Below are 24,493 nucleotides of genomic sequence, written 5' to 3'. Positions count from 1 at the left end.
GACGGTGTTTTAGTTTCTTTAGCTATGTTTTTATCAAGCATAGTAACGAATCTCACCGCTACCTTCGGGGAGATTGCTGATACAGCGTCCACACAGATCCGGGTGGTCCGCATAGGTGCCTACATCGGGACGATGGTGCCAGCAACGTTCGCACTTGGTGTTGTCGCTGGCTTTAACCGCGACTTTCAAGCTATCCAGCTCGGTCGCTTCTGCATCACTCGCAGCAGACAAGGGCTTAAGCGTCACTTCACTGGTTAGCATCACAAAGCGCAGTTCATCACCCAGTTTAGCCAGAGTCGCCTGCAGGTCATCGCTGACATACAGCGTGACTTCAGCTGCCAAGCTGCCTTTAATGACTTTGGCATTACGGGCATCTTCAAGACACTTGTTGACCGAGTGCTTGACTTCCAGCACTTGCTCCCAGAAAGCACGACCCAGTTCAGCATTTTCTTCCAGGTTGCCAAGGTTAGTGTAGTAAGTCTCCAGCAGCACGCTGTCGCCGCGCTTACCGGGGATGTTTTCGTGAATCTCCTCAGCGGTAAAGGAGAGAATCGGCGCGATCCAACGACTCAGCGCTTCCACCACGTGATAGAGCGCGGTTTGTGCACTGCGCCGCGCCAGCGAATCGGTTTGCGTGGTGTACTGGCGGTCTTTAATCACATCCAGGTAGAAGCCACCCAGTTCCCGGGCGCAGAAACCATGCACCTGTTGGTAAACATCCAGGAAGCGGTACTCTTCGTAGGCTTTTTCGATCCGCGCCTGCAATTGGTGCGCTCGATCCACCACCCACTGATCCAGTGCCAGCATATCGTCAAACGCTACCTGGTTTTTCTCTGGATCAAACCCGTTAAGGTTCGAAAGCAGGAAGCGAGCGGTGTTACGAATCCGCCGATACACATCAGAGGTGCGTTTCAAAATTTCGTCGGAGACGGCCATTTCGCCAGAGTAGTCGGTAGAGGCAACCCACAGGCGCAGAATATCGCCGCCCAGCTTGTCCATCACTTCCTGGGGCGCGACCACATTGCCCAGTGACTTGGACTGCTTGCGGCCCTGAGAATCGACGGTAAAGCCGTGGGTCAGCAACTGGCGGTACGGCGGATGGCCATCAATCGCTGAACCGGTGAGCAGCGATGAGTGGAACCAACCGCGGTGCTGGTCGGAGCCTTCCAGGTAGAGGTCCGCCCGCGGGCCGCTTTCGTGGCCATGGGGGTGCGAGCCGCGAAGTACGTGGCGGTGAGTGGTGCCAGAGTCGAACCAGACATCCAAGGTATCGGTGACTTTATCGTAATCCGCCGCTTCGGCACCCAGCAGCTCTGCCGGGTCGAGTTTGAACCAGGCATCGATGCCCTCCAGCTCAACGCGCTTGGCCGCCTCTTCCATCAACCCAACGGTGCGCGGATGCAGCTCACCGGTTTGCTTGTGTAGGAAGAACGGGATCGGCACGCCCCAGTTACGCTGGCGCGAGATACACCAATCCGGGCGGTTGGCGATCATGCTGTGCAGGCGCGCCTGGCCCCAGGCAGGCGTAAACGCCGTGGCCTCGATACCTTCAAGGGCACGTTCACGCAGGGTTTTGCCATCTTTGTCTTTGATGTCCATACCCACAAACCACTGCGCCGTGGCACGGTAGATCACCGGCGTTTTGTGGCGCCAGCAGTGCATATAGCTATGTTTGATCGGGATATGCGCCATCAGCGCACCCACTTCGCGCAGTTTTTCGACGATATGGGGGTTGGCCTTCCAAATCATCTGGCCGCCGAAGAACGGCAGGTCGTCAACGTAAACGCCATTTCCCTGCACCGGGTTGAGCATGTCATCAAACTCCATGCCATGCTCGCGGCAGGTGATAAAGTCATCCATGCCGTAAGAGGGTGCGGAGTGAACGATACCGGTGCTACCCACCTCAGACTCGACGTACTCTGCCAGGTAGACTGGCGAGAGCCGATCATAGAACGGGTGAAGGAAATTGATCAGGTCGAGGTTCTTGCCTTGAGTGGTAGCAATCACTTCGCCTTGTAACTCAAAGCGCTCCAGGCAGCTCTCCACCAGCTCTTCCGCCAGCAGCAGCAAACGCTCGCCAGTATCGACCAGTGCATAGGTAAACTCAGGGTGAACGTTGAGCGCCTGGTTGGCCGGAATAGTCCACGGCGTGGTAGTCCAGATCACCACTGCCGCAGGCTTGGCCAGCTCGCTTAAGCCAAAGGCGGCAGCGAGCTTATCGGCATCTTCTACCGGGAAGGCGACGTCGATGGCGTCGGATTTCTTATCAGCGTACTCGACTTCGGCTTCCGCCAGCGCCGACCCACAGTCAAAGCACCAGTTGACCGGCTTCAAACCTTTAAACACGTAACCCGCGTCGACCATCTCGGCCAAGGCACGAATCTCGCTCGCTTCGTTGGCGAAATCCATAGTGCGGTATGGGTGATCCCAATCGCCAATAATGCCCAAACGAACAAAGTCGGCCAGTTGTGTTTCAACTTGGGCGCCAGCGTATTCACGGCAAAGCTCACGGGCGTGTTGCGGCGCCAGGTTCTTGCCGTGAGTGGTTTCTACTTTGTGCTCAATGGGCAGGCCGTGGCAGTCCCAGCCGGGCACATAAGGCGCATCAAAACCGGCTAAATTCTTCGATTTAACGATAATATCTTTAAGGATTTTATTAACGGCGTGACCAATATGAATACTGCCGTTGGCGTAGGGAGGGCCATCGTGCAGCACAAACAGCGGCGCGCCCGCGCGCGCTTCCCGCAGGCGCTGGTAAATATTCATATCCTGCCACTGGGAAACCCGCCCTGGCTCCTGCTTTGGCAGCATGCCGCGCATGGGGAAATCAGTTTCAGGCAAATTCAGCGTGTGCTTATAATCCATAGTCCGGTCAGCCGTCGTTAGCATCGGCGGAATTTCCCGCCGAAGAAGAATCAGAAGAAGCGGTCTCACGCCCAAGCGGGGCCGAGGCCAGCGGAAGAGAATAGTCTTGCTTACCCACCATCGCGGTTAAATAGTGGCGAGCGCGGGCCTGGTCACGTTCAATTTGCGCTTTAAGCGCTTCAAGGCCGTCAAACTTCACCTCACCCCGTAGGCGCGCGCAGGGAAACACCGTCATGCGTTGGCCGTAGAGATCACCTTTAAAATCCAGCAGGTGCACCTCCAGCGTTGGCCGTTCCGAACCCACCGTAGGGCGGAAGCCCACATTCGCCACTGCTGGGTAGCGCTCGCCATTTTCAAGCTCAGCCACCACCGCATAAACCCCACGCAGCGTTAATGGCTGGGGCATCAGCGGCAAATTGGCAGTCGGTACACCAATGGTGCGCCCCAACTGCTGGTCGCGCACCACTCGGCCATGTAACGAATAGGCGCGGCCCAGCAAACGCGCAGCAGCAGAAAAATTGCCGCTGGCAAGCAGAGTACGCACCCGAGAACTGGAAACCCGCTCGTCATCCACGGTAAAAGTACGCGTGTGCTCTACGCCAACCCCCTGTTCGCGCCCGACCTCCGCCAGCAGGGCAAAATCACCGCGGCGGTCGCAGCCGAAGCGAAAATCATCGCCCACGACCAAGTGCTTAACGCCTAGCCCATCAATCAACACCTGATCGATAAACTCACGCCCGGTAAGGCTGCGCAGCGCATCGTTAAACGGCAAGCAGAGAACCTGTTCAGCGCCAAAATCGCGGAGCAGCCGTACTTTCTCGCGTAGCCGGGTTAAACGCGGTGGAGCTTGATCACCAGCAAAAAATTCACGCGGCTGGGGCTCGAACACCACCACTGTTAACGGCACACTCCAGCGCGCCGCATGCTCTCGGCACTGCTGCAGGATGGCTTGATGGCCGCGATGCACCCCATCGAAATTACCGATGGTGGCAACGCAGCCACGATGAGCCGCTCTCAAGTTGTGCAGACCTCGAATGACGCGCATGGCACCTCAGCCGTTGGAGGACATAAAGCCTCTGATTATAACGAACCCACACCCAAGGATGCAGTGTTATGAGTGCATTTTTAAATGACGAACGCGCAAACCCAGTGCCGCCAGCCACGCAAAGTACAGCGAGCCGCCCAGTATCACTAGCCCGGTGACCCAGCTTATCCGTTGCCAAAGGCCAAACGCGAGCCAAGCCTGCCAGTCGGGCGCAATAAAATAGAGGGCCGCGCACATTAGCCCGCTGCCACCTAGTAACTGCACCGCATAGCGCTTCCAGCCCGGCTGAAAGACCAACACTCCCTGCTTATGCAGTAAGTAACCCAACAGGCCCGCGTTCAAGAAAGCAGAAAGCGCGGTGGCTAACGCTAATCCAGCATGAGCCAGCGGCCAAATCAGCAGTAGGTTAAACACCATATTAGCGACCATGGCGATAATGCCTACCTTCACCGGGGTTTTGGTGTCTTGGCGAGCAAAAAATCCCGGTGCCAATACTTTGATCAGCATAAAGGCTACCAAGCCAAAGGCATAAGCACGCAGACTCATGGCCGCCATCTGGATATCGTTGTCGGTCATCGCTCCGTAATGAAACAGCGTGATTAACAGCGGCTCGGCAAGCACCGCCAGCGCCAGTGCCGCGGGCAAGCCTAACAGCAATACAATGCGGATCGCCCAATCAAGCATCGCAGCAAAGTGCTCCTTGGACTGGTCAGCATGGCGTTTAGAGAGTGCTGGTAAAATCACCGTCCCAATGGCCACCCCAAACACGCCCAGCGGCAGTTCCACTAAACGATCCGAGTAGTAAAGCCACGACACGCTGCCCGCCGCCAGCAATGACGCCAAAACGGTATCCAACAGCAGGTTAATTTGCGATACCGATACCCCAAACAGCGCAGGCCCCATGAGTTTCAGTATGCGTCGCACTCCCTCATGAGCAAAATTAGGCCAGGGAGTAGGCATCAATCCCAAGCGCAGTAAAAACGGCACCTGAAAAACCAACTGGGCCGCTCCGGCGATCAACACGCCCCAGGCGAGCGCCATGGCGGGCTCTTCCATTAGCGGCATTAAAAACAGCGCCGCACCAATCAGCGAAAGGTTAAGCAGCACCGGGGTAAACGCGGGAACCGCAAAGCGGTTCCAGGTATTCAGTACGCTACCGGAAAACGCGGTGAGCGAAATCAGCAGTAAATAAGGAAAGGTTAAGCGCAGCATATCCGCGGTCAGCGCCAGCTTGTCCGGCTCACTGCCAAACCCAGGGGCAAATACCCAAATCAGCCACGGCGCACAGAGCATCGCCACGGCGGTAATTAGCGCCAGCACCGCCGTTAAGCTACCGGCAGTGGCATTCAGCAGCGCGCGTATCTCCTCCCGACTACGCTGGGTGGAGTACTCTGAGAGCACGGGTACGAAAGCCTGGTTGAAAGCCCCTTCGGCAAACAGACGGCGCAGAAAGTTAGGGATCTTAAACGCTACGAAAAACGCATCAGCGCCATCCCCTGCCCCTAAGAAGGTAGCGATAACCACATCACGCGCCAGCCCCATCACCCTCGACAGCATGGTCATGGCACTGACTACAAGCCCCGAGCGCATTAGCCCGCGACGCACGACTGTGGTGCCTGGGGATGTGTTGGGTGCTTTCTTCGCTGTCATAAGCTATCCAGAAAAATCATCTAGAAAAATCATCCAGACACAAAAAAACCGGCCGCAGCCGGTTTTTTTATGGCGCCTGCCGGCTTACGCCGCCAGTGCCTTAATACGCTTGTTCAAACGGCTCTTCAGGCGAGCTGCTTTCTTCTTAGACAGCACGTCTTTGTCTGCAATACGGTCAACGACCGGTTGCATTGCCTTGAACTCTTCCATTGCCTTAGCGTGGTCGCCGGTGCCGATCGCTTTCACTACACGCTTGATGTAGGTGCGGACCATGCTGCGCTGGCTGGATTTCAGGACGCGACGGTTCTCGGCCTGGCGGGCGCGCTTGCGAGCTTGCTTGCTGTTCGCCACAGGGTATCTCCTTGGAGAATAAAGGTTGCCGACAAAACGGCAACGAAATTAAATATGTGTTCGTCTGCTGTGCTGCCACAGCACGACGTTTCCGCAACAACCAATTGATTTGGCAGGCGTATCACCCTACCAAAGTGTGTAGCAGGCAGTCGAAATAAGCTGCCCGCTCACGGGACTTGTCTGAGAGGATGGCGTAGTCTATCACGCGCTTGGCGAGCTTGCTAGCTACGCCTTTACAAGTACAACGTATAACTTTAAAAGCAGGCTGCCCGGCGCAGACCTACTCAAAGGAAACATGTCAGTGTCATTGCGGCGTTTACACACTCGCTTACTACTAGCCATTTGCATACCGTTGATCCTCGTATCGACAACGTTGCTGCCTGTGCTCCATGTCCATATGGAGTCCCGACTAGATAGCCTGCATACCGAAGCAGATGCCTTATTGAAAGCTGGCCAGGAGGCACTAACCCGCGATATTAATGAAAGCCTAAATTACGCGCTGGCGATTGCCGAAATGCCTGCGTTAAGGCGGTACCTGGCAGCACAGGACAACTCGTCGATATCAGCCCAGCCTTATTCGCTTAGCGACTTATCGCAACTTTCAACCTTTCTAAACACGTTGATCAGCCACAACCCTCGCTATACCAAGCTAGTACTCATTGATAATCATGGCAGCGAAGTACTCCGTGCACCTAAAAGTATTCAAACGGGGCCCCGCGTGAATGCCAATCATCATGCCTATACCGACTATTTCAAAGGAGCCTCTTCACTGCAGCCACGCGATCTTTATATCTCGCCACCGGGCCGTAACCTCCACTTTGAGCTAATGGGTCGCGACGTGATTCCTGTGGTCAATGTATCTACCCCTGTTTTTGATGCAGCAGGGGAACGCCGCGGTGTGGTGCTTTTGAGCCTCAATTGGGATTACCTTACCAGCGCCCTACGTCAGGCCATGTTGCTTGACCAAGATGCCAATGCGATTTTAATCGACGCCCAAGGACGATGGCTGCTCGATGAAGGCTTCCCGCCATTAAATACGACGAGCTTTGGCAGCGACTTTGCCGCCCTTTCACCTCTCTATTGGCAAGCCATGCAGCAGCGCAACACAGGTCATGCCAAGGTCGATGGCCAGCTATTACGCTTTCAGACTGAAGATATACGCACTCAGCGCTACCGTAGCCTAGCGGGTACTGTTTTCAGCGAAAACGCTTACTACCCTTGGAAGCTGGGCGTGACATTACCACTGCCTACTTGGCGATCCTTAATAGAAGAAGAGACCACCGTGCTCTGGTTTCTACTGTTGACCTACGGTGTCGCCGTCGCCTTTGGAATATTCTGGGCTCTCAGCAGCCAGCGTCAGCGCCAGCTACGTAGGGCGGCTCAGCGCCACGCTCATGAAGTCAGCGATCTTTATGAAAACGCCCCCTGTGGCTACCACTCGCTCGATACCACAGGGCGAGTGATCAAAATGAACCGCACCGAGCTCGCTTGGCTAGGCTACACCGACGAAGAAGTTATTGGTCACATCACTTACCGAGAATTGATCACGCCAGAAACCCGCGATCAGTTTGATAAAGCTTTCGCAAACGTAAAACAAAATCAACCCAGTAGCGCTGAATGCAGCCTGCTAACCCGAAACGGCGAGCAGCGTCACGTCATGATTCAAGCCTCAGCCTTCTGCCGCAATGGTCAGTTTGTGCATTCGCGCGCTACCGTCTTTGACCTTACCGAGCGCAAAGAGCTGGAAGAGAAACTACGCGCCCAAGCCATGACCGACCCCTTAACGGGGGTCTTCAATCGGCGCTATTTACAGGCCCAAGCAACGACTGAAATATCCCGGGCGCGAAGGCAAAACCACCCCATCGCGCTCATCGCCATTGATATTGACCACTTTAAGCACATTAACGATGCGTACGGACATGACGCGGGTGATGACGTACTGAAAAACTTCACCAAAATAGTAACCGAGCTGCTTCGTCAGGAAGACTTGCTATGCCGAGTGGGCGGCGAAGAGTTTGCTATTTTGCTTCCCAACACCTCGCTTTCTCAAGCGGAACAGGTGGCCGAGCGAATACGTAGAACAACGGCAGCGACCCCGATTAACGTCTCAACTGAGCACGCAGAAAAGGCACTTTGGCTGACCGCTTCGCTAGGGGTAACGACTATTCTAGACAACGAAAAAGCACTTAAGCCTGCCCTGAAACGCGCCGATATAGGGTTATATCAGGCTAAAGATAATGGCCGAAACCAAGTGGTTGTTAACGCGATGTAGCTGACCTACTGCGGCCTTTAAGGCACGGCCTGCCCCGTGGGCGCTAAAATTTTGCGCAAGAAATGGCGCGTTCGCTCATCTTTGGGTGCAGTGAACAACTCTTCAGGAGGCGCTTCCTCGACGATGCCGCCCTCGTCCATGAAGACAACCCGATCCGCTACTTCCCGGGCGAACTGCATCTCGTGGGTGACCACGATCATCGTCTGGCGCTCTACCGCTAACTGTTTCATCAGGCTCAATACTTCCTCTACCCATTGAGGGTCAAGTGAAGAGGTGGGCTCGTCAAAAAGAATCACGTCGGCGTTGGCGGCCATGGCACGGCCAATACCCACCCGCTGCTGCTGACCGCCGGAGAGAGAAGCGGGATAAGCATCTGCTTTGTCTGCCAGACCGATGCGCTCAAGGATCTCTCTTGCCCGTACATGGGCCTTCGCTTTCGGCAACTTATCCACCACGATCATCCCCTCGCTGATATTCTCCAGCGCGGTTTTGTTGGCGAACAGGCCGTAGTTCTGAAATACAAAGGCGGTACGCCGGCGCAATGCCAGGATATCTGCCCGGCTGGCACGCTGGGTATCAACGCTCAAATCACCCACCTGCAAACGGCCTGCATCAGGGCGTTCAAGAAAGTTGATACAGCGCAGCAACGTCGATTTACCTGTACCGGAAGGCCCAATGATCACAATGATCTCGCCCTGAGCAAGACTCAAGTCGATATCTTTAAACACCGTATGGCCACTAAAACGCTTGGTAATGCCTTGCAGCGAAATCATCGTTGGTAGGCCTTATTCAGATAAATTTCTAACCGGCGCTGCCCCCAAGAGAGCACTTCCACAATCGCCCAATAAATCAGCGCCACCAGCAGGAATGCTTCTAAATAGAGGAAGCTGCCCGCAGCTTCTTTTTGGGTAGCGCCCATCAACTCGGTCACCCCCAGCGTAAAGGCCAACGAGGTCGCTTTGATCATGTCGATGAAATAGTTCATCAGCGTCGGCGTTGCCACGCGGGTAGCCTGGGGCAAAATGATACGGCGCATCAGTTGCGACTGGGTCATCCCGATGGAAAGCGCGGCTTCAGTCTGGCTGCGATCAATCCCGACAATCGCCGCACGAATGGATTCGGCCATATAGGCAGAGAAGTGCAGCGTCAGGCCTAGCACAGCGGCGGTAACGCCGGTAATCGAGATCAAGGCGCTAATCAGTTGTGGTAGGCCATAATAGAACAGGAACAGCTGAACCAGCAGCGGCGTACCCCGGAAAAACGAGATAAACAGCAGTGAGAAGCCATTTAAGAACGGCACTTTCGATACGCGAACTACCGCCAGCAGGCACGCCAGAATCAGCGCAAAGAACATGGCAATCGTTGCCATTTGAAGGGTGAGCGGCAAGTAGCGCAACAGAACCGGCAGCAGCCCCCACATGTATTCGAGGTTAAGCATGATAATTAAACATAGGCTAAATCGCTTATAAGCAAACGGCCGTGGCAATGCCACGGCCGCGTTGAACGGATCAGTTCAGCGTTTAGGGCTGGGTGATATCAGTATTGAACCACTTTTCCGATATCTCACGCAGCTCGCCATTCTCACGCAACTCACTCAGCGCTGTATCGACACGGTCGCGCTGCTCACGGCCCGCTTCATCATCACGGAACGGCAATGCGTTCTCAATGGTCGAGAACGGCTGCCCCGCCAGCTCTAACGGTAAGCCTTTCTCTTTAATGACCTGTGTAGCACTCACGCGGTCCATCACAAAGGCCTCTACCCGGCCCAGCGCCACATCCTGTTCGATATTGGACTCATAGGTGCGAATGTCGATTTCATCGGCATTGGGCTGCTCACGCAATAACTGCTCGTAGTTCGAGCCCAGGTTGACGGCCACGCTTTTACCGGACAAATCTTCAACACCTTCAATGGTGTCATTGCCTGCCCGCACCACAACCTGCGCGCCGTCATACACGTAAGGCGAAGTGAACACATACTTCGCTTCACGCTCTGGGGTAATGGTGATCTGATTGGCAATGGTGTCGATACGGCCAGATTCAAGCATCCCCGCCAAGCCCGAGAAGCTCGCCGTAACGAACTCAATGTCATCACCAGTGATCTCACCCACGGCATTCATGACATCAACTTCAAAGCCTTTGAGCTCGTCTTGCTCAACGAAGGTAAAGGGGAAATAACCGCCGGACATGCCCACCCGGAGCGTATCGGCTTGGGCAGAAGCGGCGAAAACCCCACTGGCAACACTCAACGAAAGCGCAGCGAGAGTAAGATTAAGCTTGCGTGATAGTGGCATGAGTCTGTTTCCTCGTTAGTTGATATCCCGACGATCCGAATAGCCACACAAATAATCATGAGGCATTGATGCTGCTAGTTTACCTCTACGACAAAAGCATACAAAAGAATATTAAAGATAATTTTTATACTTTTATTGCATATAAAAGCTAAACAACTATCGTGACTTATTTTACTCTGCACAAGACACTCAGAATGCCCCTCAAACCTTATCATTGCGCATCTGCCTCCCAGCCCTACAAGCGCCAAAAAATTATCGAGCGGTGTATCACTTCACCACCCGTCTTTTCAATCAGCAGTTGTATCACCTGCTCAGCCGATTTCTCTGGAGTGATAGCCGCCGCCGTATTAAGTGTAAGCTCAGGGGCCTGAGGAGTTTCGTAAGCGGGGTCAATACCGGTGAAATTTTTCAAGTCGCCATGGCGAGCTTTTTTGTAAAGGCCCTTTGGGTCGCATTGCTCAGCAATTTCCAGCGGCGTATCGACAAACACTTCGAGAAATTCCCCATCCTCCAGCAGGTCACGGTCGAGTTGGCGCTCACTACGAATTGTGAGCCCAATCTGATCTCGTAGGGACGCCCTGCAGAAACAGGATTAAACATGGTCTCAAGTAGCGGGAGTGACGCCAACTCAGGCTCGATTTCATCAAGCAAGAGCATCCAACACCGCCGCTAGCATAAAAGCTAACGGCCGCGGATCCTCTAATGTTTGCAGGGCGGATTCAGACAACAGCCTACTCATCAGGGCGCTTTTAACTACTCCTAGGCTACCATCGACGAGAAAATGCGGCAGGCCGCCATTATGCTGAAAGGCTAGGCAACCCTCTACATGTCAACAAGCAGGTTTTGGTGAACCATGACGTGGTCAAAATCAAACGTCATATCCTAACTCAAGCATAATTTTTCTCGATGCTGTATCAACCGTTTCTGCTTCTTCTTTGGTTAATATATCTTTCCAAGTACCTCGTCTGTCTTGAATTGGCTGCTGCATTTGCCAAGCACGACGCTCTAAATGAGCTTGTTCACCCTTGCCATCTGTCTTTTGAGGATTGACACCAAACCAGTTATTTTTTGATTCATGATAACTAAGCATAGCTTGAGAAAATGGAACACCTAAAAAATCACACATTCTTTGAATTGTATTTTCGGCATCAGCAACAACATCTTCATAATGTATTAAAAGTGAATTTTTCTGCCGACTGACCTCCAGAGACTTCTTACTATCGTTCAGCCACCGATTCAATGCCTGAGAAAAATCGCCAGTACGGTTTTTGATTGAGGCAACAACATCTTTTGCTTCTCTTGTCATTACTATAAACTTAGCATCTGTAAATCTCGCCATTATTTTTTCATAGCAATACACATGTCGCGGTGTTTTTTCACAAAGCCAGTCACTGCGCAGCTCTTTGGCGTGCAACTCCTCCCTAAACAAATCACTATCAATATTTTGGTTATCTAAAAACCAACCTGTTTCTCGTTTAATCGAATATATAGCATCATTCTCGCCCAGAATCGTTGCAATCAATGTGGTGCCTGTATGCCCACAACCTACGACAAAGCAATGCTTTAAAGAAAAATCTTCATTTTTAAGTATAATCAAAGGTAGTTGTTTTTTTATTTTTTTAATATATTTATTTTCAACACCTTCACCCAGGAAATTTTTTATCAAGCGAAGAGAAAGATCATAACTTCCATAAGCCTCATGTAAAATGAAAGCCATCTTTTTAACTTCATCTTCAGTGAGCTCACTCGCTCGATTAATATCTTTTATGTACACTGCATCTGCAGTTGTCAGCTGATTAATCCCCTGATGAATTCCACCGTTAATTTTCATCGGCGCATAGAGGCGCCTTCTTTGCTCCAAAAGCGTGTGTAGCATAAAGCCATTTGCACGCATCCATTGGTCAATTTCGGCGAATAGTGGTTGATTTTCATAAAGTTGTATAAAATTGACTTCAGTTTGAATGACCAATGCGTTTTTTAGCTTAGTTTCAGCATTTTTAAATACATTCAATTCGCCGCCTTGAATATCGATTTTTAACCAGTCGATTTTTGTAATTTCGCTGACATCATCCAGCCGGACAGTATCTATCTCCTCGATCGATTTAACTTTCCCCCAAATTGGGTAGCCTTGGAAATGATCTAGCACTTGATTATTAGGTTTTAGCGTTGAAGTCATGCCCGAGGCTTGGCAAATATAAAGTTTAGTTTTCTCACCAGTACCAACAGCGTGGGGCAAATACGTTTCATTCGGCCCCTTCATTGTTAGAAGCTTTTGAAGAGCGTCTTTTTGTGGTTCGAAACCGATCAGATTCACCAAACCACGCTGAAGCAGCCCTGCATAAGGAGGGGTGCCATCAATAGGGTTTGCACCAATATCAATCACATAGATTGGCCCATCAAGTTCCCATAAGGCTGTGGGTTTCTTATGCAACTGAGATTTCGTAAGATTAGAATTACGTGCAACATCATTATGCGCTGATTCTTGGACGTCGCTTTGTGGTAACTCAGCATCACCATTCAGCGTATCATTATATGTCGATGCACTATCAGACACTAATTGCTCACTATTGGCCGGGGAGTACGCCAATCTAGGGCTAGACTCCTTCAGGCTATCAGTATTGGATTCATCAATACTGGGGTTCAGCAGTCTTTCTTCAAATAAGTATTTTTCTGCTTTTTTTTCATCTACTTTAACCAGCACCTCATATGCCATATCTTTAATGCCATACACGGTATGCAACAGAAAAGCCAGTTTGGAGCGCTGGTTTTCACTTAGCTCAGCCAGCCGCTCGTGAGTGGGTAGGAAAATGGCATCGGCACTTTGAAGCTCGGTAGCTTGGCGAATTTCTGCAGATACGCTGTCCGGCAGGTGGCTTAAGTGCTGTTGGTTATTGAAACGGTAGAAACGAAAGCCGTGGCGTGACATCCAGTGCTGAGTTTCAGCTAAATTAGGCTGCCGTTTATGCGTTGGCTGAAAGGCAATACGCACTTGAATAACAAGCGTATCTTTAAGGGCTTTTTCGCCATTTTCAAGTATCGCCGTGGAATCGCTTAGATCGTCCAGAATTAACCAATCCAAACTATCCAGCCCTTCGATGCTATCTAACGCGATAGTATTGATCGGAAGCTTGGCAAGCACGTTTGTTCCAGCTAGGTTGGCTCCGTACTGCTGCTCTTTAGGCAGCGGCTCCAGAATGCTGCTCAATGCAGGGTCTAAACACGAATATAGCGTCGCTGGACTTCCATCCCCTAAAACGGCGTGGGTAAATATCTGCACATCTTTGCTGCCCTCAAACCGCTCAGCATTTATTACTTGGCTTGCTGGGTCGAAGGCCACTATGCCAAAAGCATTTAGTTGCCGAAGGGTATCAATGCCCTTCTCAACAACCAATTTTGAGCCATTATCCAGCGCTATAATTTTGCTGGGCAGTGACCAGTTAAAACCAACCGCCCCCGATTCCATACTCTCTGCATAAACTACATTAACGGGCGTTTCTTCATCTTCAAATTTCGCCAACCCCATTTTATCGAACGTTAACGCGGCAGGCTGTTTTCCCTCACAGTGGCGCTGCCAAATGGAGCGCATTGCATCAGTAAAGTGTTTTGCAAACCGGGAAGCGTCACATACAGGCGACTCTAATAAGACTTGACGGAGGTGCTGCCTAATAGTGGAAAGGCTATCTAAATCAGATGCAAGCTCTAAGACTCTTTCTCGATACTCCTCCCAAGAACTAACGACAAGCTCTGGCATACCAGCATTAATCAAATGGGTAGCACTGTGGCGTCCTGCAAAGGTCGGCCCCGGGAGGGAAACTACCGGCACTCCCATTAGAAATGACTCACATGTGGTTAATCCACCAGAATAAGGCCAAGGGTCTAAAGAAATATCGACCTTATTATAAGCATCTAAAAGTTCGGCGTGCGGTGATGGTCCCTCGATTAGCAGACGATCACTTTCAATACCGTATAGGGCCATGGTGTCTTTAATTTTTTGGCAACGCTCCTCACTCTTATACTGCATGCTTTTGAGCATTAGCTTAGAATTAGGCAATGCCAGCATAATCTTAGCCCACTGCTCTAACACCACACTGTTTAATTTAGAGGCATTATTAAAACAGCCTAGCTGTTATATAGCCATTTCTGATTGCAGGCAATACCCCAACATTTGGCTCATACCCATTGGGTGGCACATAGCAAATATAGTCATCAGGTAAGCGTATTAGTTTTTCCACATAGTCTTCGTCGACATTTTCTGGCGTCTCGATGGAGTCACTGATCAAATAATCAATGGCCGATAAACCTGTGGTATTAATTAACCCACCTACCCACTTCACCTGTACCGGAGCAGGCTGCATGCTTACAGCCAACACCCTATTGCCGGCATTATGACCAGCTAAATCAATCAGAATATCAATGCCATCATTCACAATCTGCTCAGCCACCTGTTGATCTTTTAACGGCTGTACACTCATCCACTGCTCAGCTACCGATTTCAGTCTTTCGGTAATACCATCCGAAGCATTGTTGGTACTGTAAAAATAAAAAGCTATTTGGCTTTTTGAAACATGTTCTAAAGCCGATGTAATCATCCTCCCCACAGGGTGCCCTCGAAAACCATCTGAGATCAAACCAACCCTCAGACGTTTTTGGGGATCATTTAGATTGCTAAGAGGTAGGGCTGTAACGCTTGATAAAAACTTACTCTCCCACTTTTTACATAATGCTGTGATTTCTTTTCCTGTTTTCTCAGGATGATAGTGATAGGTAGTAATAATATTAGAAAATGGGCCTGGAGCCTGCGGATTTACACGATGGGCTTGCCAGTAGCTTTCAAGTCCTTTATCAAGATCACCAATGGCATTATAAACATTGCCCAGATTATTCCATGAAAGATAGTTTTTTGGGGCTAACCTCGCGGCTTTTTCAAGTGCATCTTTAGCACGATTATATTCAAATGCCTGCATCAAAGTGTTGCCCAATGTATTGAGCATATCTACATCGTCAGGCACCAATTCACAGGCTATCTCAGCATGCTGTAGCGCTTCATTAAAACGTGCCTGGGTGTAATAAATATAACCAATATAATGCTGTGCTTTGGCATAATTTGGATTTAACTTGATTGCATCATGTAAAAATATCAGCGCCTGCTCGGGGTTGCCCGCTTGATGTGTTATCCGGCCCTTTAGTGCTAACGTTTCAGCATCATCAGAAACCAAAGCACTAGCTCGCTCCAGTGCTATTAATGCTTCATCAAACTGTCCGACCTCAGAAAGCTCCGCACCCAACTGTTTCCATGCAGCTAAATTGGCTGGCTGCTGTACCGTGCGCTCTTTGGCTTTCTTTAATGCTTGCGCGGTTCCCTTCACCTCCAAGTTTCGCTGGCGAGCATTGCTTGATGAGCGGTAAGGCTTTTTATTAGACATGGCAAAGGGGTTCCTAATGACGGATGTACTAAATGCTTAGGATAACAAAGTAGCTAGCTGGGCTAAGGCGGGAAAAGCGCCCAATATCCTTGCCAACTGAATAGAGCAAGCCAAACATAAAAAACAGGCCCCCATAAAGGAGGCCTGTAGGTAATCCGAAAAGTTCGGATGAGTATATAGCGAGGGCTTAGCCCAGCAGAGACAGTACGTTCTGCGGAGTTTGGTTAGCCTGGGCTAGTACAGAGGTGCCCGCCTGTTGCAGGATCTGAGCACGAGTCATGTTGGCCACTTCACTTGCGTAGTCAGCATCTTCAATACGTGAACGAGCAGCTGAAAGGTTGGTTTCGTTAGTCTGCAAGTTGGTAATCGCAGACTCGAAGCGGTTTTGGATCGCACCTAAACCAGAGCGCAATTCATCAACCTGTTTTAGGGCCGAATCAAGCTGCTCCATCGGGTTAGCGGTCGCAGCGCTCAGCAGGTCTTTTGCACCCAGCTCGGTGCCATCAACAGTGTAGGCAGCGGTGGTGTTGCCTGTAGTAACGGCGGCCTCTGAAGGATCAAGCGCCACTTGGAAAGTTACTGCGGTACCTGAAACAGCTTCGATACCTTGTAGACTCAACGCTTTAACTTCTGATTCACTTGCAGCAGTAATGCTGACATCAACATACCAGTTACCGCTATCATCTACTTGGGCTGTGCCCGCAGTGGCAACGGAACCAGCCGCGACACCCAAGTTAGTAGCCAGCTCATCGCTAAAGCCAGTTGCTGAAACAGTATTAGAGGTTACACCAGTACCCTCACCGTATGCTGCTGTATAATCAGTCGCAGTTGCAGCGCCTAGATTCTCACCTGGGCCATTAACGTTGAAGCTGGCAAGGCTCAATGTGTCAGCGGTAATTTTTTCCAAGTTAACGTCGATTGACTCACCGTCGTTGGCACCTACCTGGATAGAAAGGCTTTGGTCTTGAGCCAAAACTTTAACGCCGTTGAAGTCAGTCTGTTCAGAGATACGATTGATCTCGGTCAGGCGCTGATCGATTTCGTCCTGGATGGAAGCACGGTCATTAGCTGAGTTAGTGTCGTTTTGAGACTGAACAGCCAGCTCACGAATACGCTGCAGGTTGTCGTTTACCTGGTTCAGGGCGCCTTCAGCGGTTTGCGCAACGGAGATACCGTCGTTAGCGTTACGCTGAGCCTGAGACAGACCAGTGATCTGTGAGGTCATGCGGTTGGCGATGGCTTGGCCAGCGGCGTCATCTTTAGCGCTGTTGATGCGCAGACCAGAGGACAAACGCTCCATAGCGGTAGACAGGGAATTCTGTGATTTAGCCAGGTTGTTCTGGCCGATCATCGCTGTGATATTGGTATTGATCACTGACATGGTGTGTATCTCCTTGCATGGACACTGGCCTTGAAGGCCCGCTTTTCGGCCACTTTGTGTGCCGTTATATTAATTAACGGCAGCGCGTAGGGGTTCTTTAGGGGAAGTGGTAAAAAAAGATGTAAAAGTTGGTAACTGAGAGGTGATGCAAGTAGTGTTTTTAGCAAACATAATGATTGTTTTGTTTCACTTGCAAAAACGGCCTCACAGTTAGGAGGCCGTTTGTTCATTTTGGGTTCTGGTGAACGTTACTTTTTACGGCCTAGCTGAGCGCCAAGTGCATCAAACTGCTGGGTGAGGTAAGAGCTGGTTTGGTTCATTTGAGCGATCATGCCATCTAACTGACCAAACTGCTTACGATAGCGGGCGATGGTGCTCTCTATCGTCTTTTCCATGCGTTCAAAGCGTTCATCTAAGCTTTTTACACGATTTTCCGCTCCCGTAATGGCACCTTTGATAGTTCCATTGTCACTTAATAAGTTGGTTAACGTCGTGGTTAGCTGCCCTGCCATGCCACTCGCTTCATCTTTGCCAGCAAAAAAATCGCTGAGCGCGTCGGGACTCTTGGCCGCCAGATCACTTAACTTGTCTTCATCGAGCTCTAGCTTACCGTCACGCTGCAAGGTAATGCCTAGCTGGTTAAGGGTAGAAAACTCACCTTCCGCAACACTACCTATCATCACACTGCGCAACCGAGACTCAATGGTGCGTACCGTGCTGTCTCCTAGCAACTTACCAGCAGTTTGGGTTTTGCTATCATATTTTGTAAGGTTGTTAATTGTTCCTTCCAAGCTGTTATAGGCTTTAACAAACTCGCCTACCGCCTCGCGCAACGCTAGGGTGTTGCGCTCAACGCTTACCGTGCTGGTAGCCGTCTCACCATCTTCCAACGCTAAACTTGCAATGTTGAGTGTAACACCTTGAATAGCATCTTCAATTTGGTTACTGGCACTGGTGATATCAATGCCATTTACCTTCAATACAGCATCTTTGCCCATCTGCTGGGTAGCCGCATCTTCACTAAAGGGACCAACCACAGCTACACCACCGCCATCAACAAAACTAAAACTATTGATTGAGGCCTCAGCGCCGCTTTCCTTGGAACTCAATGCCAATCGATAGCCCGTACCGTCATTGATGATAGAGGCACTGACCCCCGACTCTTTGTCCGCATTAATTGCATCACGAATATCGCTTAGGCTGCTACCGGCTGTCAGGGCGATATCGACACTATCGCCACTGCCAAAGCTAAGCTGAAACGCAGTCGCCCCTTGTAAGTCGAGCGCAGCATCTTGATCACCAACGCGGGTAGACGCGAGCGTACCCGCAGTGGCCAACTGGCTAACTTGAACGCGATAACTGCCGGGCAATGCATCGGCTGTCGCTGTTGCTTTTACGCCCTCTCCCTGCACATTGGCAGACAGGCTCTGATAGAGTTCAGGGTCGTTGATTTTTCCTACGGCGTCTTTAAAAGCGTTCAGCGATGTTTGCAGCTGGCCATAGGCCGAAACCTTGGCTTGTTGTTGTGTTTTCTGCTGAGTGATGGGCGCAAGCTTGCCGCGCTCTGCTTTCTGCAATTGATCCAATAGGCCAGTCAGGTCAAGACCCGAGCCAACGCCAAGGGAGGTTATCGTCGCCATATTGACTGTTCCTCAGTAAAAAGGCTAAACCTGAAACATTCAGCGCATGGGGGTACGCTGACAATTGTGATATGTAACCCCATCGGCTGATTAGCGGGTAACTTTAGCGCTTTTTCTTTCGCTAAATTGATTGTTTTTCTTTTGCTAACAAAAACGCCTGCTTAGCACAGGCGTTTTGGGGTGGGGTTAGGCGGCAGAGTGGATCAGCCTCGACCTAGCTGCGCATCCAGCGCATCGAACTGTTGGGTGAGATAACTGCTGGTCTGGTTCATTTGCGCAACCATGCCATCCAATTGACCAAACTGAGTGCGGTAACGAGATATCGTTTGCTCAATTGATTGCTCCATACGGGTATATTGCTCTACAAGCGATGCTTTGAGATTTTCAGCCCCGCTAATCGCACCTTCCACTCGGCCATTAGAGCTAAGTAATTGTTCGACAGCTGTATTAATTTGCCCTGCCATACCCGCCTCATCCGTATCGCCTGCGAAGAAGGTTGAAAGCGCACCTTGGTTATTAGCAATGGCATCATCAAGTTTGTCCTGATCGATCTCAAGCTTGCTATACCCAAGCTCGCTATCGTACTTATGAGAAATGCCAACATCGCTGAGAATGGAGAGTTCACCCTCAACAGCCCCACCCAGTACACCGCGCAAGCGCGATTCGACGGTACGGACGGTGCTATCGCCCAATAGCTCACCCGACTCGCCAGTTTCGAAATTGAAACTGGTGAGATCACCAATCTTGTCTTTAAGGCCATTGTAGGCTTCCACAAAGCTGGTCACAGCCTCGCGAACAGCGCGGGTGTCTTGCTCAACGGTGACCGTACTATCACCCTCTTCTTCAAGGTTAAGTGTCACACCTTGGATAGCGCCTTCTACCTTATTAGTGGAGCTGGTGATGTCAATGCCGTTGACGGTAAGCGCTGCGTCAGTACCGCTTTGCAGCGTATTGGCGGTATCTGAAGTGAACGGGGCAGTACCGTCAAAACTGAAATCAGCGATAGAGGCATCTGCGCCGGTTTCACTAGAGCTAAGCGCAAGGCGGAAATTGGTACCATCATTAATGATAGTCGCGTTCACGCCAGAATCTTCAGTGGCGTTAATTGTATCGCGAATATCTTCCAGAGTGCTGCCTGACGCTATATCGACCTCTTGAGTGGAACCATCAGCAAAGTTCAGGGTTAATTTTTGGTCAGCAGCTGTGATTGCCTCATCGGCGGCTGTCACCCCTTCTGAAGCAAGTGTGCCGCGAGTGGCTAGAGTGTCAACGGTAACGTTATAGCTGCCTGGCTGCGCTTCCGCATCAGCAGCGGCAGTAATGGCTGAACCGCCCACATTAGTGGAGAGACTTTCGTAAAGAGCACTGTCATTGAGCGCATCAGCAGCAGTTTGAAACTGCGAGAGCGCGCTCTTCAACTGCCCGTAGGCGGAAATCTTGGTCTGCTGGGTTTCCTGCCGCGCCGCAAGCGGAACAAGCTTCTTTTCCTCAGCGTCTTGTAACTGATCCAATAAGCCGTTGAGATCCAGGCCTGAGCCAATACCAAGTGATGAAATGGAAGCCATACTTTACCGTCCTCTTTTATAACGTCATCACGCTGTTGCTTACACTGCCCGTGAAGAAATTTATCATCCTAGTAGTTAATAGCTATCGACCGTTTGAAATTAAACTTAAATCTTTTTTTGCTCACCACCTAATCGTGGCTCTTCCGCCCTACCCCAATGTAACGCAACCCTGCCTCTTCAACAGCACTTGGCGTATACAAGTTACGCCCATCAATGACGACTTTTCCAGCCAACTGGTCGGCTAGCCAATCAAAATCGACACTGCGAAACTCTTTCCACTCGGTGCAGATAACCAAAGCATCGGCACCTTTCACTGCCTGAATTCGGTCACCTGCCAGCATCAGGTCATCCCGCTCGCCATAAATGCGGCGGCATTCTGCCATGGCTTCGGGATCAAATGCCTGCACCTTAGCGCCCGCTTGCCAGAGTGCTTCCATTAACGTACGGCTTGGGGCTTCACGCATATCATCCGTATTGGGTTTAAAGGCCAAGCCCCATACTGCAATGGTCTTACCGCTTAGATTGCCTAAGTTATCTTGCAGTTTTGTGAACAGGGTCTGCTTTTGGCGTAAATTCACTGACTCGACGGCGGTGAGCAGTTCCGGCATATAGCCTAATTGACGCGCGGCACGCTCTAACGCTTGGACATCTTTGGGGAAGCAGGAGCCGCCGTAGCCACAGCCAGGGTATATAAAGTGGTAGCCAATACGTGGGTCGCTGCCAATCCCTCGGCGCACGTCTTCAACGTCCACTTCGAGCCGTTCGGCAAGATTGGCGATCTCGTTCATAAAGCTGATTTTGGTGGCGAGCATGGCATTGGCGGCGTATTTGGTCAGCTCTGCGGCCCGCACGCTCATAAACATCAGCTTTTCGTGGTTGCGGTTGTAGGGGGCGTAGCACTCTTGCATATGCGCTTTCACCCGCTCGCTTTCTGTACCGACGATAATCCGCGCGCCACGGGTAAAGTCATCTATCGCCGCCCCTTCCTTCATAAACTCAGGGTTCGAACACACATCGAACGCGAGCGATACACCTCGCTGTTCGAGCACATCGCTGATAACGGCGTGGACTTTTTCCGCGGTGCCCACCGGCACGGTAGACTTATCAATCACTAGCTTATAGCTATCCATATGCTGGCCGATCGTGCGCGCCACCTCGAGCACATAGCGCAAGTCGGCACTGCCATCTTCATCGGGCGGCGTTCCCACGGCGATAAACAGCAGTTCGCCATCGGCTACCGCCTGGGCAGCGTCGGTAGTAAAGCGTAAACGGCCAGCCGCCACGTTGTGGGCAACGATAGTGCTTAGCCCTGGCTCAAAGATCGGCACCTCTCCGCCATTAAGCTGATCAATCCGATCAGCGTTAACATCCATACAGGTGACTTGATGACCAACATCGGCTAAACAAGCACCTGCAACAAGGCCGACATAGCCGGTTCCGAATACACTGATATGCATGACTTATTAACTCGCTAAAATACGTGGTAGCGAGCGTAGCACATTGACCTACCGTTGATGAGTTCAATAGTGGGAGATCCTCTCTGAATTATAGACCTTGGTCTAACATCGACCTTGGTTTATAATGCGCTGCAACAAGCCCGACTTGGTGCTGACCGCAGGAGAACATGCTATGACTCCGAGACTTATGACTTCAAAACCTACGCCTCCAGAACTGACGAAAGAACGCTCTACTCCATCGTCTTATGGGTCATCGACCACCGCAAACGTTCAACGTAGCCTTCGCCAGTGTTTATCGATTGCCGCTGAGCTGCTGTACGATCATGGTCATGTACTTGAAACCATTACCCTTCCCCAGCGCGGCTTAGCCCGCCGCGAGTTGTCGGCACTTAGTTCTGCCACGCCCACCTGGGCAACCTGCCAACAGGTGATGGAAGACAGTGAGGCAGCAACCTTTAATGAGTATGGCCGTTTTGTATTAACCTGCCTTGGCCGCGAATTGATGTTTGATATGTTTGGCCAAGGGGCCGCTGACTGCGCCTAATCCCTCTGCCACCAAACATTGCTGCCCTAAACAGCTGATCAAAAAAAACGCCCATAAGCGAAAGCTTTGGGCGTTTTTTGCTTGGTCTTATGTTCTTCAGGCTCATTTTTAAAGCCTGACCCTATAAGACCTAGTTCTATGTAGCTTAGCGCAGGCCGAGCATTGACAGAATGAACAGCACAACCACGATAAGGCCAATAATGTAGATAATATTACGCATAGGGCACTCCTTGCTTATTGCGTTTTAGGGAAATCAAAGGCTTGCTTACCCATTAGCCAACACCTCCAGCCTAGCAGGCTTTTTCTGCTTTTGCGTAATGTCGCTGCATTTCCCTCTTAGAAAGTGGCTGTATTAGCGTGGCCGCATTGATAGCGTTATCCGAGACGCTGGCGGTTCTCGTCGAATGCTCGCTGAATCATTTTCTGCTGCTTGGCATCGATTTCTAATTCACGGCAAAGGGACGACCATTCGGAAAGAGCATCAAGGGTTTGCTCAATATAGAGATCCGGGTTTAAGTAGCTGAAGGAAGCACAAACCTGATTGAGCTTTTTACGGGTAGCCAGGCCTGCCCCACTGAAAGATGTTGTATGCTCATCTGCGTAGCCCCGGACAGGGGCATAAGTCAGGTCATAAGCTGGCGCTAGTGTCCATCGACCTTGGTCATACAAAAAAGCGAAGTTCTTAGCGTGGTCATCGTGATTGTGGGTAAGGGCGTTGAACACCATCAACCTCGCCATGCGTTCAACGTCTTCTGCGTGGCGGGTGAAAGCGTTGGTTGCTTTGAGCAGATCTGAATAGTCCAGCGATGGAGCGCTGTAATCGGCATAAAGAATGCCGCTAGCGGTCATCATATGGATTTTGCGATTACCGTTACGATCAAAACGCTGAGTAGAAAAGAATCGCTCGGTTTCCGCTGAGGAGTTGATCTCAATCAGCTTGCTCGCGGCCATTTTCACCCCAGCACGTTCTGCCAACACCGAGTAGGCGTATTCAATGGCGCCGGTGTCGCGATGCTCGGTTGGCGCACGGAATTTCACTAGCCAATGTTGATAACCCGCAGGAAGTTCCTGAAAAGATGTACTGCACTGCTTACCATCAGAAGATAATGCAACGATCACCTTGGGTCGGGCACCTGCCGGGGAACCACCGGCTAGGCGCAGAGCATCAAGAGTGGCCGCGGTTTCACCTTCGTAAACAGCGCTTGCTGCCTGATAGAGTTGGGCTAGGTCAATATTATCTTCGTCAGTGGTACGCTCAATAACGGGACGATACTCCAGTGCTCCCATTCCCCTGTCGGCCATATAAGCCAGCCGATTAAGAGGAGAAATATCTCTCCGGTCTTTCCCATGCTCGGTCAGGAAATAGCGATCCATGAGCAGCATTCCCCAGCCATCAGGCAGCGAGTCAGCAAATGCTCCTGGTAGACCAGCAAAAAGAAGTGGATCCGGCGCCTTCTGTGGTTGGGTAGTAAAATCCATGTTCAGAGGCGACAAATTGAAGCCTTCCGCCACCCAATGGGGGTGGTAGGCAAAGTAGATGCCCTGCCGGCTAGCGACCAGTTCCCCCACAGGATTACCTGCTAACAGTACCTCTACTGTATTGATACGCTTCATTTTCGCCCCCGGACACGCCCTACCTGCTTGATCTCTTCAAGTGAGATGGGGTGCTCATGCTTGAAGAGCTCGGCAATTTCGCGTGTGGCACCCAGCGCTGTGGCAATGAGCACTAGGCCATCGAGAGTTATTTGCCCACTGGATTCGAATCGTTTAATGGTGGACTCGGAAACACCCGCCATCTGCGCCAAGGTTTTACGGGAAAGGTTCTGCGCCAGTCGCGCTTCTCGTGCATTGGCACCGACCTGCTGGGACAGTTCGCCAGGGGCAAGTAGAGAGTGAGTCAGGGCCATAGAAACCTCTAAATAATGGCTCATTTATAATCCATTATAAACTAAAAATGATTATAAAATATCAAATGTGATCCTTTAAGACATAGGCACTTGGTTCCAGGC

General features: G+C 51.0%; 18 protein-coding genes. 2 read left to right on the top strand and 16 right to left on the bottom strand.

The genetic code is table 11. The features are described 5' to 3' along the window. Nucleotides 1–33: 33 nt before the first annotated feature. From ileS to rpsT, 4 genes are all read right to left on the bottom strand, one after another. Complete coding sequence (gene ileS, locus HALTITAN_RS14340) at nucleotides 34–2,865, bottom strand: isoleucine--tRNA ligase (protein WP_176316388.1); 2,832 nt, start codon at nucleotides 2,863–2,865, stop codon at nucleotides 34–36. 7 nt (nucleotides 2,866–2,872) lie between these two features. After that, entirely contained in the window at nucleotides 2,873–3,910 is a 1,038-nt protein-coding gene (gene ribF / locus HALTITAN_RS14335; protein WP_039859542.1) for a bifunctional riboflavin kinase/FAD synthetase, read from the bottom strand. Between the two features lie 66 nt (nucleotides 3,911–3,976). After that, nucleotides 3,977–5,560 (bottom strand): murein biosynthesis integral membrane protein MurJ, encoded by a 1,584-nt coding sequence (gene murJ / locus HALTITAN_RS14330; RefSeq protein WP_027956925.1) that lies wholly within the window; start codon nucleotides 5,558–5,560, stop codon nucleotides 3,977–3,979. Nucleotides 5,561–5,644: 84 nt separating this feature from the next. Continuing rightward, nucleotides 5,645–5,911: a 30S ribosomal protein S20 gene (rpsT, locus tag HALTITAN_RS14325; RefSeq protein WP_022521977.1), complete on the bottom strand. Its 267-nt coding sequence runs from the start codon at nucleotides 5,909–5,911 to the stop codon at nucleotides 5,645–5,647. A gap of 295 nt (nucleotides 5,912–6,206) precedes the next feature. On the opposite strand from rpsT, the gene HALTITAN_RS14320 reads away from it, so the two are divergent. Then, a complete protein-coding gene (locus HALTITAN_RS14320) occupies nucleotides 6,207–8,183 on the top strand; it encodes a sensor domain-containing diguanylate cyclase (RefSeq protein WP_009287531.1) in 1,977 nt (658 codons plus the stop codon). 17 nt (nucleotides 8,184–8,200) lie between these two features. On the opposite strand, the gene HALTITAN_RS14315 is transcribed toward HALTITAN_RS14320, so the two are convergent. From HALTITAN_RS14315 to HALTITAN_RS14270, 10 genes are all read right to left on the bottom strand, one after another. After that, a complete protein-coding gene (locus tag HALTITAN_RS14315) occupies nucleotides 8,201–8,956 on the bottom strand; it encodes an amino acid ABC transporter ATP-binding protein (RefSeq protein WP_039859541.1) in 756 nt (251 codons plus the stop codon). Beyond that, the gene (locus HALTITAN_RS14310; protein ID WP_035538134.1) at nucleotides 8,953–9,621 is read right to left on the bottom strand and encodes an amino acid ABC transporter permease; all 669 of its coding nucleotides are present in this window, start codon (nucleotides 9,619–9,621) and stop codon (nucleotides 8,953–8,955) included. The genes HALTITAN_RS14315 and HALTITAN_RS14310 overlap by 4 nt, the downstream gene beginning before the upstream one ends. A gap of 82 nt (nucleotides 9,622–9,703) precedes the next feature. Next, the gene (locus HALTITAN_RS14305) at nucleotides 9,704–10,474 is read right to left on the bottom strand and encodes an amino acid ABC transporter substrate-binding protein (RefSeq protein ID WP_009287529.1); all 771 of its coding nucleotides are present in this window, start codon (nucleotides 10,472–10,474) and stop codon (nucleotides 9,704–9,706) included. A gap of 235 nt (nucleotides 10,475–10,709) precedes the next feature. Further along, on the bottom strand, nucleotides 10,710–10,964 hold the full coding sequence (locus tag HALTITAN_RS26220; RefSeq protein WP_027956929.1) for an adenylyl-sulfate kinase: 255 nt from the start codon (nucleotides 10,962–10,964) through the stop codon (nucleotides 10,710–10,712). A 378-nt stretch (nucleotides 10,965–11,342) separates the two neighbouring features. Beyond that, nucleotides 11,343–14,534 carry an FkbM family methyltransferase gene (locus HALTITAN_RS24530; protein ID WP_236614961.1) on the bottom strand — a complete coding sequence of 1,064 codons (3,192 nt, stop codon included), beginning with the start codon at nucleotides 14,532–14,534 and terminating at the stop codon, nucleotides 11,343–11,345. A gap of 49 nt (nucleotides 14,535–14,583) precedes the next feature. After that, complete coding sequence (locus HALTITAN_RS24525) at nucleotides 14,584–15,897, bottom strand: O-linked N-acetylglucosamine transferase, SPINDLY family protein (RefSeq protein WP_009287527.1); 1,314 nt, start codon at nucleotides 15,895–15,897, stop codon at nucleotides 14,584–14,586. 187 nt (nucleotides 15,898–16,084) lie between these two features. Then, complete coding sequence (locus tag HALTITAN_RS14285; protein WP_009287526.1) at nucleotides 16,085–17,278, bottom strand: FliC/FljB family flagellin; 1,194 nt, start codon at nucleotides 17,276–17,278, stop codon at nucleotides 16,085–16,087. 248 nt (nucleotides 17,279–17,526) lie between these two features. Next, a complete protein-coding gene (gene fliD / locus HALTITAN_RS14280) occupies nucleotides 17,527–18,918 on the bottom strand; it encodes a flagellar filament capping protein FliD (RefSeq protein ID WP_027956930.1) in 1,392 nt (463 codons plus the stop codon). Between the two features lie 203 nt (nucleotides 18,919–19,121). After that, a complete protein-coding gene (gene fliD / locus HALTITAN_RS14275; protein WP_027956931.1) occupies nucleotides 19,122–20,483 on the bottom strand; it encodes a flagellar filament capping protein FliD in 1,362 nt (453 codons plus the stop codon). Nucleotides 20,484–20,611: 128 nt separating this feature from the next. Continuing rightward, nucleotides 20,612–21,940: a UDP-glucose dehydrogenase family protein gene (locus HALTITAN_RS14270; RefSeq protein WP_009287525.1), complete on the bottom strand. Its 1,329-nt coding sequence runs from the start codon at nucleotides 21,938–21,940 to the stop codon at nucleotides 20,612–20,614. A gap of 172 nt (nucleotides 21,941–22,112) precedes the next feature. Here HALTITAN_RS14270 and HALTITAN_RS14265 point away from each other — a divergent pair, with 172 nt between their 5' ends. Continuing rightward, nucleotides 22,113–22,484 carry a hypothetical protein gene (locus tag HALTITAN_RS14265; RefSeq protein WP_039859540.1) on the top strand — a complete coding sequence of 124 codons (372 nt, stop codon included), beginning with the start codon at nucleotides 22,113–22,115 and terminating at the stop codon, nucleotides 22,482–22,484. A 375-nt stretch (nucleotides 22,485–22,859) separates the two neighbouring features. Here HALTITAN_RS14265 and HALTITAN_RS14260 read toward each other — a convergent pair whose 3' ends face one another. Next, nucleotides 22,860–24,098 (bottom strand): type II toxin-antitoxin system HipA family toxin, encoded by a 1,239-nt coding sequence (locus HALTITAN_RS14260; RefSeq protein WP_039859539.1) that lies wholly within the window; start codon nucleotides 24,096–24,098, stop codon nucleotides 22,860–22,862. Next, entirely contained in the window at nucleotides 24,095–24,415 is a 321-nt protein-coding gene (locus tag HALTITAN_RS14255; protein ID WP_230805795.1) for a helix-turn-helix domain-containing protein, read from the bottom strand. The genes HALTITAN_RS14260 and HALTITAN_RS14255 overlap by 4 nt, the downstream gene beginning before the upstream one ends. Between the last annotated feature and the right edge of the window lie 78 nt (nucleotides 24,416–24,493).

It is taken from the genome of Vreelandella titanicae BH1 (assembly GCF_000336575.1).
Lineage (GTDB): Bacteria > Pseudomonadota > Gammaproteobacteria > Pseudomonadales > Halomonadaceae > Vreelandella > Vreelandella titanicae.
Note: the sequence above shows the minus strand (reverse complement) of the source record. Positions and strands in the feature narration are given on the sequence as shown.